The 14322-nt window shown below is 35.1% G+C and carries 15 protein-coding genes; 5 read left to right on the top strand and 10 right to left on the bottom strand.

Going from position 1 to position 14322, the window contains the following annotated elements; all coding sequences use genetic code 11:
- Positions 1 to 11 precede the first annotated feature (11 nt).
- The 3 genes from REB14_RS19745 to REB14_RS19735 all read right to left on the bottom strand — a co-directional run bounded on the left by REB14_RS19745 (position 12) and on the right by REB14_RS19735 (position 1987).
- Positions 12 to 722, bottom strand: a complete 711-nt coding sequence (locus REB14_RS19745) for a T9SS type A sorting domain-containing protein (protein WP_309523052.1) — start codon at positions 720 to 722, stop codon at positions 12 to 14.
- A 140-nt stretch (positions 723 to 862) separates the two neighbouring features.
- Entirely contained in the window at positions 863 to 1195 is a 333-nt protein-coding gene (locus tag REB14_RS19740; RefSeq protein ID WP_034696733.1) for a DMT family transporter, read from the bottom strand.
- 228 nt (positions 1196 to 1423) lie between these two features.
- Positions 1424 to 1987 carry a Crp/Fnr family transcriptional regulator gene (locus REB14_RS19735; protein WP_079241435.1) on the bottom strand — a complete coding sequence of 188 codons (564 nt, stop codon included), beginning with the start codon at positions 1985 to 1987 and terminating at the stop codon, positions 1424 to 1426.
- Between the two features lie 350 nt (positions 1988 to 2337).
- Here REB14_RS19735 and era point away from each other — a divergent pair, with 350 nt between their 5' ends.
- Both era and REB14_RS19725 read left to right on the top strand, forming a co-directional pair.
- The gene (gene era, locus REB14_RS19730) at positions 2338 to 3213 is read left to right on the top strand and encodes a GTPase Era (RefSeq protein ID WP_079241436.1); all 876 of its coding nucleotides are present in this window, start codon (positions 2338 to 2340) and stop codon (positions 3211 to 3213) included.
- A 68-nt stretch (positions 3214 to 3281) separates the two neighbouring features.
- Positions 3282 to 3710, top strand: a complete 429-nt coding sequence (locus REB14_RS19725) for a DoxX family protein (protein ID WP_034696730.1) — start codon at positions 3282 to 3284, stop codon at positions 3708 to 3710.
- A gap of 58 nt (positions 3711 to 3768) precedes the next feature.
- Here the strand turns inward: REB14_RS19725 and REB14_RS19720 are convergent, their stop codons facing one another.
- On the bottom strand, positions 3769 to 3918 hold the full coding sequence (locus REB14_RS19720; RefSeq protein WP_309523051.1) for a bacteriocin-like protein: 150 nt from the start codon (positions 3916 to 3918) through the stop codon (positions 3769 to 3771).
- A gap of 118 nt (positions 3919 to 4036) precedes the next feature.
- Here REB14_RS19720 and REB14_RS19715 point away from each other — a divergent pair, with 118 nt between their 5' ends.
- The gene (locus REB14_RS19715; protein WP_079241437.1) at positions 4037 to 6439 is read left to right on the top strand and encodes a S9 family peptidase; all 2403 of its coding nucleotides are present in this window, start codon (positions 4037 to 4039) and stop codon (positions 6437 to 6439) included.
- 87 nt (positions 6440 to 6526) lie between these two features.
- Here REB14_RS19715 and REB14_RS19710 read toward each other — a convergent pair whose 3' ends face one another.
- On the bottom strand, positions 6527 to 7216 hold the full coding sequence (locus tag REB14_RS19710; RefSeq protein ID WP_079241438.1) for an HAD family hydrolase: 690 nt from the start codon (positions 7214 to 7216) through the stop codon (positions 6527 to 6529).
- 76 nt (positions 7217 to 7292) lie between these two features.
- On the opposite strand from REB14_RS19710, the gene REB14_RS19705 reads away from it, so the two are divergent.
- Complete coding sequence (locus REB14_RS19705) at positions 7293 to 7856, top strand: Crp/Fnr family transcriptional regulator (RefSeq protein WP_079241439.1); 564 nt, start codon at positions 7293 to 7295, stop codon at positions 7854 to 7856.
- A 487-nt stretch (positions 7857 to 8343) separates the two neighbouring features.
- Positions 8344 to 8847: a GNAT family N-acetyltransferase gene (locus REB14_RS19700; protein WP_309523050.1), complete on the top strand. Its 504-nt coding sequence runs from the start codon at positions 8344 to 8346 to the stop codon at positions 8845 to 8847.
- 142 nt (positions 8848 to 8989) lie between these two features.
- Here the strand turns inward: REB14_RS19700 and REB14_RS19695 are convergent, their stop codons facing one another.
- The 5 genes from REB14_RS19695 to REB14_RS19675 form a co-directional block, all read right to left on the bottom strand.
- The gene (locus tag REB14_RS19695) at positions 8990 to 10351 is read right to left on the bottom strand and encodes an MATE family efflux transporter (protein WP_079241441.1); all 1362 of its coding nucleotides are present in this window, start codon (positions 10349 to 10351) and stop codon (positions 8990 to 8992) included.
- 100 nt (positions 10352 to 10451) lie between these two features.
- Positions 10452 to 11636 (bottom strand): sigma-54-dependent transcriptional regulator, encoded by a 1185-nt coding sequence (locus REB14_RS19690; protein ID WP_034696726.1) that lies wholly within the window; start codon positions 11634 to 11636, stop codon positions 10452 to 10454.
- Between the two features lie 56 nt (positions 11637 to 11692).
- The gene (locus REB14_RS19685; protein ID WP_079241442.1) at positions 11693 to 12352 is read right to left on the bottom strand and encodes a YggS family pyridoxal phosphate-dependent enzyme; all 660 of its coding nucleotides are present in this window, start codon (positions 12350 to 12352) and stop codon (positions 11693 to 11695) included.
- A 74-nt stretch (positions 12353 to 12426) separates the two neighbouring features.
- On the bottom strand, positions 12427 to 13293 hold the full coding sequence (locus tag REB14_RS19680) for a polysaccharide deacetylase family protein (RefSeq protein WP_309523049.1): 867 nt from the start codon (positions 13291 to 13293) through the stop codon (positions 12427 to 12429).
- A 296-nt stretch (positions 13294 to 13589) separates the two neighbouring features.
- Entirely contained in the window at positions 13590 to 14318 is a 729-nt protein-coding gene (locus REB14_RS19675) for a DUF72 domain-containing protein (protein ID WP_309523048.1), read from the bottom strand.
- Between the last annotated feature and the right edge of the window lie 4 nt (positions 14319 to 14322).

Raw genomic sequence — 14322 nt, 5'->3', positions numbered from 1 at the left:
ATGTTCTGTTTTTATTCTTTAACAAAAGGGTAGGACTTATAATTTTCTATCGTTACGATATATTGCCCTTGCTGTAAACTGCTTGTATCAATTGATATTTTATTGCTGTTAGTTGTAGTTTCAAATACCAGTTTTCCTGATAAATCGTAAATCTTAAGGGGAAGGTTTCTCTCAATATTTTCAAGTTGTAAAACCTCTTTTACAGGATTGGGGTATGCTTTAAAATTTTTCGTTACTGCAGCAGTTTCTTTAGTGCTCAATTGGTCAGTATTGTTATAGTAAATTTTGTTTCCTGAAGGATCTGTAATCACCAAAGTTTTTACACTTCCGTTGGTTGTAATTTGGTAACTGTATATTGAGGCATAAGCTCCTAAACCATAAATATCACAGTTTTTCTGATCATAAGCACGAACAGGCGCTGCATTTCCTCCGTTATAAAACAAAAGAGTACATGCGCTTGATGTTTTGATAAGATTGTTGCTTCCGGGCATAATCCCGAAACCCATTATGGAAGTATTGTAATATCTGGAATTAATAACATAGCTTGTTCCTCCTGCCGAATTAAATGTAGTTGCGGGAACTCCATTATCTATTAAAGGTGTATTGGTAGTCTGGCCACTGCTTGTTACCATTTTGGAAATATACCAGTTATTGGAAAGTAATTCGGAGGTTTGCTGGGCAGTCAGTAAGCCACCTGCTAAAAGGAATAGAATTTTTTTCATAGGTTAAAAGTTTCTCACAAAGATAAAAGAATTTTGTCCTTCTCAATTCCATTAGATTAAATAAAAATAGAAACGCAAAAACCGCCTTCAATACGAAGACGGTTCCCATTTTTAAATATAGATAGAAGTTTATGCGCTTTTTAGTGTGAGGAAGAAACAGCCTTTAATCCTACCACAGAACCAATAAGCGTTACAATAAAAAATACTCTCCAAAAGCTTACAGGATCCTTAAAGAAAATAATCCCCATTAAAGCAGTTCCCACAGCCCCAATTCCTGTCCATACCGCATAAGCAGTACCGATAGGCAAGGTTTGGGTAGCTTTGATCAGTAAAAGCATACTGATTGTCATTGTTACCAGGAAACCCGCATACCACAGGTACATTTCAGTTCCTGATGTTTCTTTTGCCTTTCCCAGACATGATGCGAAGGCAACTTCAAATAATCCTGCGATAACTAATATTAACCAATTCATTTTTTAAAATTTTACTACTGCAAATTTCAGAATTTGACAGGAGAAAAAATTTTACAATTGTTAAAAAATGAAGATGGTTTTTAAGAAAGAAAGATGGAAGCTTGAGGAAAAAAATGGTTATATCAATAGGAGTGGACTTTAGTCCCATTTCAAAAGAAAATGATCATTCCTTTGGCTTTACCCAAAACATAAGAATTTTTAAATATTTCAATTCTTAAATCTTTAAATTTATTTAATCTCCGCCCGAATTCTACTTAAACTCACCTGCGTAATTCCAAGATAAGACGCAATATAACCGAGCTGAACTCTTTTAAGTAAGTCAGGCTGATAATTAATAATATCTTTATAACGTTCCAAAGACGTTTTGAACTGTCTGGAAATAATCAGTTCCTCGGATTTTATCATCTCTGCTTCTGCCAGCTTTCGTCCCCAGTTGGCAATATGGATATCTTCATTGAACAGTTTCCTTAGATTTTCTGTTTCCATTCTGTACAGGTCGCAGTCTTCAAGTAATTCGATGCTTTCATAACCGGGTTTGTCCTCCACGTAGCTTTTCATCGAGAGAATACATTGTCCCTCGCTTCCGAACCAGAAAGTAATATCATTGTCAGCTGTTGAAGAATAAGCACGTGCAATCCCTTTCCGGATAAAATACAGATAAGGAATCACTTTATCAGCCTCCATCAGACAAAAGCCTTTAGGATGGGAAACTTCGGTGATATGCTCTTTTAAACTGTTTTTTGAGGTCTCAGGAAGAAGGTAAACCTTATCAAGAATCTGGTCTATATTCATAAAGATGAATTCTAATAGTCAAAAATATCAGTTTTAAGTAATGCAATACAAAATTATCAGGTAATTTTTATAATAAATATTACTATGTGTATATTCAAAATTCTTCCGAATTCAACTTATTTATCGTCAAAATTGCCAAGGAAAGAGCAAATTCCCTTCCTCTGGAGGGTGCCGAAAATTCAAATAATTTTTTGACGGGGTAGAGTTAGCCCAGCAATTGCTGTTCACTGTAAATTTCCTTTCCTCACGATATATTTAAGCACATAACTCTCTTTTTTCTTTTAATTGTTAAGATTAACCGTAAAGACCAATTTTGTTTTACTAACTTTGCAGTTCGTAATATTATTTTTATGCACAAAGCTGGATTTGTAAATATAGTTGGAAAGCCCAATGCGGGAAAATCGACCTTGCTTAACCAATTGATGGGAGAGAAGTTGGCGATTGTAACGCAGAAAGCTCAGACAACCCGCCACAGAATTTTTGGTATTTATAATGAAGATGATCTTCAGATTGTATTTTCTGATACTCCAGGAGTATTGGATCCAAAATACGGACTGCAGGAGAAAATGATGGATTTTGTAAAGGACTCTTTGCAGGATGCTGATGTTTTTCTATTTATTGTAGATGTTACCGATAAAGCAGAACCATCAGAATTTTTAATTGATAAATTGAATAAAATCCCTGTTCCTGTACTTCTTCTATTAAATAAAGTAGACCAGACAGATCAGGCAGGTCTTGAAAAATTGGTAGAAGATTGGCATGCCAGAATTCCAAAGGCTGAGATTTTACCTATCTCTGCATTGAATGCTTTTAATACAGAAGTTATTTTACCTAAAATAAAATCTTTGCTTCCTGAGAATCCGCCTTACTACGATAAAGATCAGTATACGGATAAACCTGAAAGATTTTTCGTTAATGAGACAATTCGTGAGAAAATTCTTTTAAATTATGATAAAGAAATTCCATACTCTGTAGAAGTAGTGACTGAACAGTTCAAGGAGAAAGAAGGAATTATCTTTATAGACTCTATTATTTATGTAGAAAGAGATACCCAAAAAGGAATTATTATCGGGCACAAAGGAGAAGCTATTAAAAAAGTTGGAACTGAAGCCAGGTTAGACCTTGAGAAGTTTTTCACCAAAAAAATTCATTTAAACCTTTTTGTAAAGGTGAAAAAAGACTGGAGAAAGAACGATAGAGATCTTAAAAATTTCGGTTACAGATAGACTAAAATAGCTTGTAATCCCGTTGTATTAAAAGATTTTTTACTACCTTAGTATAAATTTTTTAGTACATGAACTATAATAATTCAAATTTCAGCTCAATACCTAAAGATATTATTTTACTGGCAGTAAGAGTGTTTGTTGGTTTTGCCATGCTTTCTCATGGTTTTCCAAAGCTTCAGATGCTATTGGCTGGTGGTAAAATAGAGTTTTTTGATTTTATGGGATTAGGACCACAGGTGTCATTGATTCTTACGGTTTTTGCTGAATTTGTATGTTCAATACTCCTGATATTAGGGCTTTTTACAAGAGTTGCTCTGGGATTTTTAATCTTTACAATGATCATTGCAGGTTTTGTAGTTCATGGAGCAGATCCATTCGAAAAAAGAGAAATGAGCCTTATCTATCTTTCTGTTTATCTTTTGCTTATGGTAATTGGAGCAGGAAAAGTTTCAGTAGATCATATGATTGAAAGAAGAAAAAGAGCTTCAGACTGGTAATCTTACAACCATACAAAATAAAGAAGGCACTTCAGAAAATGAAGTGCCTTTTCCGTTACTAATAATTGCAGTTAGGTAAGCATTCCCAGATCAGGGCTCTGTTTTCATCTCTTACTCTGCAAGCCATAAAGCCTGCATCACATAATGGAGCACTTCCTCCGTTAATCATTTTTAAATTTCCTTTTGATAATTTTTTTAAATTTTTCATATTATTTTAATTTGTAAGATAAATGTAATAAAAAAATAATTATGACACCAAAAGGAGTCTTATTTATCAATGTTAAAATTATTTTAAAATTCACTACATTCGTAGAAAATGAATTTATATGAAGATAAAACTGACTATTTGCCTTCTGGCATTTCTCAATTTTTATGATGCACAGGAAAATATTACCTATCAGAAACCTTCTGCTGAGATTTTAAGACTCGCAGATTATGAAAGACCTCCAAGTGTTCTGATGAACAGCAAAAAAGACTGGGTTGTGTTTACGTATCGCCCTACATATAAAACATTGGAAGACCTCAGTCAGAATGAAATGAAACTTGGTGGACTTAGAATCAATCCGGTTACAAATATTTCAAGCAGCATGATCTACTCCAATAATCTGAAGATCAGAAAGCTTAATGATAAAAATGAGATTCAGGTTAAAAATTTACCTTCCAATTCAAAAATTGCCTATCTTTCGTTTTCACCGGATGAAAAGAAACTGGCTTTTACCAATACAACTGCTAAAGGGGTAGAGCTTTGGATTGTAGATATGGAAACAGCGTCCGCCAAAAAAATTACAGCAGATAATCTGAATGCTAATTTAGGAATGCCTTATATATGGTATAATGACTCTCAAAGCTTCCTGATCAGAACACTTCCACAAAACAGAGCTGCTCTTATCAATGCAAACGAAGATCTTCCGACAGGCCCGATTGTTTCAACAGCAGATGGTAAGGCTTCCCAAAACAGGACTTATCAGGATCTTTTGAAAAATCCTCAGGACGAAAAGAACTTTGAGACCCTTACTGCTTCTGAAATTTATAATGTAGATCTTACAGGAAATCTTAAGAAACTGAAAGATCAGGATATGTATGCCGGCTTAAGTTTATCTCCGGACGGAAATTACCTGTTGGCTACCGTTATTAAAAAGCCATTCTCCTATATTGTACCCCTCAGTAGATTTCCATCAACAACAATAGTGTATGATATGAAAGGAAATGCTGTAAAAACAGTAAATGACGTTCCTTTGAATGAAATCATGCCAAAAGGATTCTCCTCCGTAAGAACCGGGAAAAGAGAAATGACATGGAGAAGTGACGCTCCGGCTACTCTCACCTATGCTGAAGCTTTGGATGGAGGAGATCAGTCTAAAACAGCAGAGTACAGAGACGAGATATTTACCTGGGAAGCTCCGTTTACAGTGGCTCCGAAGTCTTTCTTCAAAACAAAGCAGAGATATAAGGACGTAACCTGGACTAATGATCATTATGCTATTGTTTCTGAAGGCTGGTATGATACAAGAAATACAAAATCTTACCTGCTGGATCTTAAAAGTGGAGAATCTAAAGTTTTCGATGACCGAAATTATCAGGATGTTTACAGTGATCCTGGAAATTTTAATACAACGAAAAACCAATATGGGAGATCTGTAATCGATATGAAAGGCGGAAAAGCCTATCTTATCGGAAATGGATTTACCAAAGATGGGCAGCACCCTTTTATTGACGAAATGGATATTAAATCATTGAAAAAGAAAAGACTTTATACCTCTGATCTTAAAAATGCCAAAGAAGGGATTGTAGATATTTTAAATCCTTCAAAAGGAGAAATTCTGACAACTCAGCAATCGCCGAGTCAATATCCGAATTATTTTAAAAAGAATATTAAATCTAATAAAGCAGAAGCCGTAACCAATTTTGCAAACCCTTTTGAAAGTATCAAAGACGTTTACAAAGAAGTGATTACTTACAAGAGAAATGATGGTGTTAGCCTAACGGGAACACTTTATTTACCTGCAAACTATGACAGAAAGGCAAAGAAAGAAAAACTACCTTTATTAATCTGGGCTTATCCTAGAGAATATAAAGATAAGGATACTGCTGGGCAGAGTACTCAAAATGATAATGACTTTACATTTCCTACGTATGGCTCTTTTGTATATTGGACGGCCAAAGGGTATGCTGTTTTAGATAATGCAGCTTTCCCGATTGTAGGAGAAGGAAAAACGGAACCTAATGATACTTTTATTCCTCAGTTGGTAGCCAATGCTGCTGCTGCTATTGATGCCGTAGATCATTTAGGATATATCGACAGAAAAAAAGTGGCTGTAGGGGGACATTCTTACGGTGCATTTATGACAGCAAACCTTCTGACACATTCTAACCTTTTTGCCTGTGGAATTGCAAGAAGTGGTGCTTATAACAGAACTTTGACACCATTTGGGTTCCAGAGTGAACAGAGAAACTATTGGGATGTTCCGGAAATCTACAACACGATGTCTCCGTTCATGCATGCAGACAAAATGAAGACACCGCTTCTTTTGATTCATGGGGATGCAGATAACAATCCGGGAACATTTACATTGCAGACGGAAAGATACTTCCAGGCACTGAAAAATCTTGGAGCTCCGGTAAAAATGGTTCTTCTTCCGAAAGAAGCCCACGGATACCAGGCTAAAGAGAATATCTTCCACCTTTTATGGGAACAGGATCAGTTCCTTGAAAAGTGCCTGAAGAAATAAATAATAAAAGAGACTGTTTCCTATAAACAGTCTCTTTTTTTGATTAAAAAATATAATAAGGAAGTTGGGGGTGTTACTATATCGTATTTAAAAGCGCTTCAAAATCTCATCAATACTCTTAAGCTCCATAAAATTCGGATGCTCCAGGTTTACATCATGCTGTTCATGACTCCAGGTGATATGATAAGGAATATGAGCGGCAGATCCACCGATTTCTAATACCGGTAAGACATCTGATTTGATAGAATTTCCAAGCATCAGAAAGTTTTCAGGTTGACAGTCCAGATGTTTCAAAAGCTTTTTGTAATCGTGTTCTTTTTTGTCACTCATGATTTCAATGTGATGAAAATACTCCTGTAACCCCGAATTTTTCAGTTTACGTTCCTGATCCAGCAAATCGCCCTTTGTGGCAACAACCAGTCTGTATTTTCCTTTTAAACTTTCAAGGGTTTCGGTAACGCCATCCAATAATTCTATTGGTTTCTGAAGAAGTTCCTGACCCAAATGAATAGCTTTGTTGACTAATTCCAATGACGCTGTATTATTAGAAACTCTACTGATGGTTTCAATCATACACAGCATAAATCCTTTTACTCCATAGCCGTATAAATGGAGATTCTGCATTTCTGTTGTAAACAATTCCTGTGATACCGAATGTCGTGGAAGATAATTTTCAAGAAGCATGCAGAATTCTTTTTCTGCTTCCTGAAAATAAGGTTCGTTGATCCAAAGCGTGTCATCTGCATCAAAGGCAATCGTAGTAATATGATTATTCATTTTTGTTTTGTAATTTTCTGTCCGCAAAATTCAATATAAAAACTCAATAAGAAAAGGACATTTGTCCCGGGTGAATATGTTAAGAACAAATCAGGAATTTCTAAGTTATTTTGAAAAGCTCTACCATAAGCAGGAGGGAAGAGAAGAAGTGGTATTAAAGTCTTATTCCCGGGATGAAAATGTATTGATACAGGATCAGCCGCTGTCAAAGGTTATGCTGATCAAAGAAGGTGTTGCCAAATGTTATCTCACTGAAGAAAACGGAAAAGAATATATTGTTGAATTTCTGGGAAATGGGGAAATCCTTGGAGAAGTAGAATTGATTAAGAATATCAGCTGTTTATGTGGGGTTAAAGCAGTATCTGAGGTGACTGTTTATGAAGTCAATGTTTCCTATTTCAAATCTTTGATTAAAAATGATCTTGCTCTTAACCATTTATTATTGGATTCATTTGCGGAAAGAATTATCAATACTTCCAGCAGAGCATCTTATCAACAGCTGTATACGGTAGAACATACTGTAACACAATTACTGAACATGCAGTCAAAACAGGGGATTCAGATTTCTAAAGAAGATATGGCTGCCTATCTTGGTATTACAGTGAGAAGTTTGAATAGAATCTTAAAGGATTTGAAATAATTTCGTTGACAAGCAAAAAGATGTAAAGATTTTCTCAATGCTCATTTATAATTTTTAAACATCATTCTTTTGTTGGAAAATCGCAAAGACGCAAAGTTTTTTAATCCTTATTTATAATTTTAAGGCGCAAGAAAATCAAAGATTTTCAGCAAGCGATGACTATTAATTTTTCTGCAAGTTGCGGAAACTGTGCTAGCCCTTTTTTAATTAGAATTTGCTTAATTAAAAGAATCTTCAAATGATTAAAAAATAACCAGTATTCAATTTTATCGAAGATAAAATCTTTGCACCTTAAAATATTTGATCTTCAAATTCCATTGCGTCTTTGCATATATCAAAAAAAGTTTTTTTTACTACTGATGTTTTGATGTGTTTTTAAGGGGTATTTTGTTTTAAATATTAATATTTAATAATTTAAGTGTTGATTTTGATGGGGTGTTTTTGAAATTTAGTATTTTTGTGTAAAATTAAGTCGAATATTCGTCAAATGGAAAAATTAAAGTTCAGAAATGCTGAATTGGCAGATTTAAATAAAATTGTAGTCATATATAATTCAACAATAGCCTCCAGGATGGTGACTGCAGATATGGAAGAAGTTTCTGTAGAAAGCAAACTAAAATGGTTTGAGGAGCACAATTCTCAGACAAGACCTCTTTGGATAGTTGAAGATGACCAGGAGCAAACCGTTGGTTGGGTAAGTTTCAGTTCATTCCATGAAAGAGCAGCATACAGTGGTACAGTAGAAGTGAGCATTTATCTGGACGAAACTTCCAGAGGAAAAGGATATGGGAAAACCATTCTTCAGTATTGCATTGATAACGCTGGAAAATTTGGAGTAAAAAACCTTGTAGCCCTTATTTTCCTTCATAATGAACCAAGTTTGAAGCTGTTCAGATACTTTGGATTTGAAGATTGGGGAAGTCTTCCTAATGTAGCCATTCTGGATGGTGTAGAAAGAAGTCTGAAGATTTTAGGGAAGAGGATAGATTAAATTGAGCAGATAAGCAAATAAGCTTGTGCCTATCTGTGAATTTAATTTGTGCTGTTTGTGTTTAGAAAATATGCATAGTTCTGTTGTAAATTAATGAATATAAAAAAGACTGTCTCAAATATTGAAACAGTCTTTTTTGTTTTTATGAATTCTGCTTAATTTTTTTTGCAGACATATTCAGGAATCGTTTCACCAGGAAAACAGCGGAGACTGTTAATCCCAGTCCAAGTGCGATCCACATTCCGAATGCACCCATTTCCAAAGTAACACACAAGAAATATCCTAAAGGAATAGTAATTACCCAATAGGCAATAAAGGTATAAATAGAAGGGATTTTCACATCCTGTAATCCTCTCAGCATTCCTAAAGCGGTCACCTGAATTCCGTCAGAAAGCTGGAATAAAGCAGCGATAATCATTAGTTTTGCAGCCAGGGTAATAACTTCGACTTCTTCTTTTTTTGTGAAGAAAGTCGGGAGTATGTTTCTGCCTAAAATAAATACCAATCCACAGATACACATGAAAATAAAGGCAATTTTCAGGTTGTTGATTCCTACCTTTCTCAGTTCCACAAAATTCTGTTCACCCAGTTTTCTGCCAATCATTACCGTAGAGGCAACACTGAACCCTACGCATAAATTGAAGGTAAATGAAGCCATGCTTAAGGCAATCTGGTGAGAAGCGATATCGTGAGCAGAAATCAGTCCACAGATAAATGCTGCTCCGGCAAAAGCGGTTACTTCAAAAAACATCTGTAAAGCCGTAGGTAATCCAAGTCTCACCATTTTATCAAACATCTGTTTTGAAAAATCCTGAATTTTTAAAGAGAAGTCTTTGATATAACGTCTTGTTCTTTTTTCTTTTACCAAAACAAAATAAAGAAAAACCACCATGAAAATTCTGGAAATCAAGGTTGCCAATGCAGATCCCTGTACGCCCATTGCCGGAATTCCCCAAAGTCCTTTGATAAAGACATAGTTTAAAGCAATATTGATGATATTGGCAATAATGGTTGCTTTGGTAACTCCAATGGTATAGGATAAACCTTCAGAAACTTCACGAAGCGTCTGAAATGCCATAATTGGTATCATGCTGACTACCATTATGCTTAAGAAGCTTACCGTATCAGGAATAATCTTGGCAGGCTGTCCGGAATGATAGAGGAGTGGCATTCCCAAAAGGAGAATGATCATCAGAATAACTCCGACAGACATATTGATAATAAAACCGTGGCTGAATACAGAATTGATTGTAGCATGATCTTCTCTGGAATGTGCTTCCGAAACCAACGGAGGGATAGCAAATGAAAAGCCTAATGCTAATACAAATATGGAGAAAAATACAGCATTTCCCAATGAAACAGATGCCAGTGCATCGGCACCCAAAAGTTGTCCGACAATAATATTATCGAATAAATTTACTGAAACTTGCCCCACCTGAGTAAGCATTACAGGCAGAGCCAAAGTCAGGCATTCTTTTGTATAATTTTTGTTTAAAAAGTTCATAATATTTTAAGATTCATATAGTTTATAATTCAAATTGGGTCAAAAAAAAAATTTGCAGTGGAACACTGCAAATTTTTATATATTGTAAATAATAGCGTTATTATTTCCTTACAAAACTTGCAACGTCACCTTCAGAAACAGTGTTTCCACCAAGAATAATCAACCTCTCTACAACATTCCTTAATTCTCTGATATTTCCAGTCCATGAAAGCGCTTTTAAAGCATCAATAGCTTTATCTTCAAACTTTTTCGCAGAAGTACCGTGTTCATCAGCAATCATACCAGAAAAATGTTCAACCAATAATTTGATATCCTCTTTTCTTTCATCCAACGGTGGAACATAGATTTCAATAACAGAAAGTCTGTGGTAAAGGTCTTCTCTGAATTTTCCTTCCTCAATTTCTTTCTGCATATTTTTGTTAGTTGCTGCAATTACTCTTACATCAACTTTGATTTCTTTATCACTTCCCACAGGAGAAACTTTGCTTTCCTGTAACGCTCTCAATACTTTAGCCTGAGCAATAAGGCTCATATCTCCAATCTCATCAAGGAAGATAGTACCGCCATTAGCCTGCTCAAATTTTCCCTGCTTATCTTTAATAGCTCCTGTAAAAGACCCTTTTACGTGCCCGAAAAGTTCAGACTCAATAAGTTCAGATGGAATTGCAGCACAATTTACCTCTATCATAGGGCCTCTTGCACGCTCACTCTGATTGTGGATTGCATGAGCAACCAGCTCTTTTCCTGCACCGTTAGGTCCTGTGATCAGAACTCTGGCGTCAGAAGCAGCTACCTTTTCAATCATATCCTGAATCTTTTGAAGAGCAGGAGAGGTACCGATCATCTGGTATTTTTTACTTACTTTTCTCTTTAAAGTTTTATTTTCAGTCTGGAGATTTTTGTTTTCTTTCTTCAGGGTTTCTTTCACCAATGCATTTTTCACACTTGTAATAAGTCTGTTGATATCAATGGGTTTGGAGATAAAATCATATGCGCCCTCTTTCAAACAGGAAACAGCGGAATCAATGTCTGCATGTCCTGAGATCATGATAAAAGTAGTTTCTGGTTTTAATGCAAGACTTTGTTTCAAAAGCTCGGTTCCTGAAAGCTTAGGCATTTTAATATCAGAAATCACTAGGGCGAAATCTTCTTTTTCTACCTGTTTGTAACCTTCAAGGCCGTCTTCGGCAATAACAAATTCATAATCGGTTAGTTCATCCGAAAGAATACTGTGAAGTACTCCCGAGATTGCTTTTTCGTCTTCTACTATAAGGATTTTTTGCATAGTTGCAAATTTAAATTTTTTGTTTCAATTATTAGCAAAAACTGTACCTAAATATTCTATTTCGAGTAGTCTCTTTTCCCAAAAATGGCAGATCCAACCCTCACAGAGTTAGCTCCACACTCGATCGCTATCGGGAAATCATCACTCATTCCCATTGATAAGGTATTTAATGTTTTTAATTGATTTAATTCATCAAAAAGCTTTTTTAGGATTAAAAATTCATTTCTAATCTGCTGTTCATCATCTGTGAATGTTGCCATTCCCATTAAACCAGTCATCTCCACATTGGGAAAACTGCCTTCAATAGATTGTTGGAAAAGATTTTTCGCTTCAGAAATTTCAAGTCCGAACTTACTTTCTTCCGCCGCGATTTTTACTTGCAGAAGAACTTTAACCTTCCTGTTGTGCTTTCCTGCTTCTTTATTGATTTCTGTCAATAATTTTTCAGAATCCACACTTTGTATAGTATCTATGAAAGAAGCAATGTACTTCACTTTGTTGGTCTGTAAGTGACCAATCAGGTGCCATTGGATGTCCTGAGGGAGAAGAGGAGCTTTTTCCATCAGTTCCTGTACTTTATTCTCTCCAAAAACCTTCTGCCCGATATCATATACTTCCTGTACTGCAGAAGCCGGGTGGGTTTTTGAAACAGCAACCAGCTGAACATTTGATGGCAGCTGGTCTTTTATAGCTTTATAATTTTCTTTAATACTCATAGATGCAAATTTCCGAAAATTCCCTGACAGTTGCCAGTTATGAATACATTTTACACGGTACTTTTACTGTAAAATTAATTCAGGACCTCATTGATCTTTGGATACTGAGAGATTTTTCTGAACACAAACTTGTTGCTCTTCTGCAATTTTTCAATAAACATATCCAGTTCATTGATAGAGTCTGCATCTCTCAGATATTGGTCGTGGGTAAGGAATACCAGGTGTCTTGAAGTCTTCTCAAGGTCGTTCAGGAAAATACTGTCTACTTTCTTGATCATGGCTTCATGACTTCCTTTTAAAGTCATTTTTTGAGAAGGTCTCCATTCAAGATCCCAGCCAATTACTTTATAGCCAGCTTTTTTAAGACCATCTGCTGCTACAGTAGAACTTTTAATATCCGTTACATTAATATTGTTGAGTCTCCAGATATTTCTTCCGGGAGTTCTTGCTATTTTATCGGTAAGCTTCAGGCTGTCTTTTGCGATGTCAAAATCGTGAACCACAGCATCAGCATTTTTATAAAAATCTGTGTATTTGTTGTGGGCATGAGAGAAACTGTGATTGGCTAGCTCTACCAAAGGGTTTTGCTTAAGCAACAACAGATCATCCTTCTGTTTTTTACTTCCATAAGCATGTTTTCCTACCAGAAAGGCGGTTGCACAAACATTTCTTTTGTCCAGAATTTTTAAAAGATTTTCGGTTCCCTGATTGGGACCATCATCGAAGGTGAGGTAGATCACTCTTTTATCCGGGTCTACACCTTCATCGTCCATATTGGGGACTATTTCTGCGGAAGGATGTTCCTGTGAACTGACGACGGGGTCGTTATTCACTTCATTTTTAAAATTACAGCTATACAATAAAGCCGAAGTTGCACTCATCAATGCAAACATCCCTAGAAAAGTCGCATTTTTTGACTTTCCCGCAAAAATTTTTCTCATAAAGGTAATGGAATTTTAAATTGTTAAAAATCGTTAAAAATAACAATTGAAAGTTAACAAATTATATGCCATGCTGTGCAGTTATTTTTCTTTTTAAGTTTATTTTAAGAACTTTATTTTAAAGGCGATTTCCAATAAGAATTGAATTGTAATTATATGATTTTGTTTTTCTTATTTTTTAACATTTATAAATGCGAAACCAATAGTTTTTCTCTATATACATTGGTGTTTTAATATTCTTCATTGAACGGAGAATTATTTTATTTTAACAAAAAAAGGTAATTTTTATAGAATCTTTATTTTAAGATGCTTTTTAAATACAGGGCATTTTTAATAGCTGCTATTCCCCAGGTATTATTGAAGAAAATAAATGTGGTTTGCGTGGTATTTTTAATGTTTTCAGCCAGTGCATCCATAAAATCTTTACGATATTCTGATTTGTAAAGAACAGGTTTTCCATGAAGTCTATAATAAAGTATCTCCGAATGATTAATAATAAGGTCTTCGGGAAGATTGCCAGGAAAACTTACACCTGAGAAGACAATATTGTGCTTTTTTAAAAGATTAAATACTTCTTTTTGCCACCATGAGTTGTGTCGGAATTCAATGACATTCAGAAATCTATGATCAATATTGTTGATGATTCGTTCTGTGTTCTCTGCGGAATTTGTAAAGGAAGGAGGAAGTTGATATAGAAATCCGGAAAGTTTATCCTTCAGATTACTTTGAATGTGATTACAGAATAGAGCAATTTCATCCTTGGAATTTTCAAGCCGGTTTTGATGGGTGATGGCTTTGGGAATTTTAATGAAGAATCTGAAATCATCAGGGGTTTCATCATACCACTTCAACAATGTTTTTGAGGTTGGTTTCCTATAAAAAGTAGAATTGATTTCTACGGCATTGAACGTTGTTGAATATAAAGAAAGAAAATCTTTACTTTGGGCATTCTCAGGATATAAAGACCCTTTCCAGTCATTATTGTAAAATCCCGAACATCCTATGTAAAGATTTTCTTTTGTCATGATA

The organism is Chryseobacterium metallicongregator (genome assembly GCF_031324065.1).
Taxonomy (GTDB): domain Bacteria; phylum Bacteroidota; class Bacteroidia; order Flavobacteriales; family Weeksellaceae; genus Chryseobacterium; species Chryseobacterium metallicongregator.
The sequence above is the reverse complement of the archived record's forward strand: the minus strand, read 5'-3'. Positions and strand labels throughout refer to the sequence as shown.

What these genes read in the sequence shown, in the direction of transcription:
- REB14_RS19745 (WP_309523052.1), bottom strand. Translation starts at nt 722, where the DNA reads ATGAAAAAAATTCTATTCCTTTTAGCAGGTGGCTTACTGACTGCCCAG.
- REB14_RS19740 (WP_034696733.1), bottom strand. Translation starts at nt 1,195, where the DNA reads ATGAATTGGTTAATATTAGTTATCGCAGGATTATTTGAAGTTGCCTTC.
- REB14_RS19735 (WP_079241435.1), bottom strand. Translation starts at nt 1,987, where the DNA reads ATGAATATAGACCAGATTCTTGATAAGGTTTACCTTCTTCCTGAGACC.
- era (WP_079241436.1), top strand. Translation starts at nt 2,338, where the DNA reads ATGCACAAAGCTGGATTTGTAAATATAGTTGGAAAGCCCAATGCGGGA.
- REB14_RS19725 (WP_034696730.1), top strand. Translation starts at nt 3,282, where the DNA reads ATGAACTATAATAATTCAAATTTCAGCTCAATACCTAAAGATATTATT.
- REB14_RS19720 (WP_309523051.1), bottom strand. Translation starts at nt 3,918, where the DNA reads ATGAAAAATTTAAAAAAATTATCAAAAGGAAATTTAAAAATGATTAAC.
- REB14_RS19715 (WP_079241437.1), top strand. Translation starts at nt 4,037, where the DNA reads ATGAAGATAAAACTGACTATTTGCCTTCTGGCATTTCTCAATTTTTAT.
- REB14_RS19710 (WP_079241438.1), bottom strand. Translation starts at nt 7,216, where the DNA reads ATGAATAATCATATTACTACGATTGCCTTTGATGCAGATGACACGCTT.
- REB14_RS19705 (WP_079241439.1), top strand. Translation starts at nt 7,293, where the DNA reads ATGTTAAGAACAAATCAGGAATTTCTAAGTTATTTTGAAAAGCTCTAC.
- REB14_RS19700 (WP_309523050.1), top strand. Translation starts at nt 8,344, where the DNA reads ATGGAAAAATTAAAGTTCAGAAATGCTGAATTGGCAGATTTAAATAAA.
- REB14_RS19695 (WP_079241441.1), bottom strand. Translation starts at nt 10,351, where the DNA reads ATGAACTTTTTAAACAAAAATTATACAAAAGAATGCCTGACTTTGGCT.
- REB14_RS19690 (WP_034696726.1), bottom strand. Translation starts at nt 11,636, where the DNA reads ATGCAAAAAATCCTTATAGTAGAAGACGAAAAAGCAATCTCGGGAGTA.
- REB14_RS19685 (WP_079241442.1), bottom strand. Translation starts at nt 12,352, where the DNA reads ATGAGTATTAAAGAAAATTATAAAGCTATAAAAGACCAGCTGCCATCA.
- REB14_RS19680 (WP_309523049.1), bottom strand. Translation starts at nt 13,293, where the DNA reads ATGAGAAAAATTTTTGCGGGAAAGTCAAAAAATGCGACTTTTCTAGGG.
- REB14_RS19675 (WP_309523048.1), bottom strand. Translation starts at nt 14,318, where the DNA reads ATGACAAAAGAAAATCTTTACATAGGATGTTCGGGATTTTACAATAAT.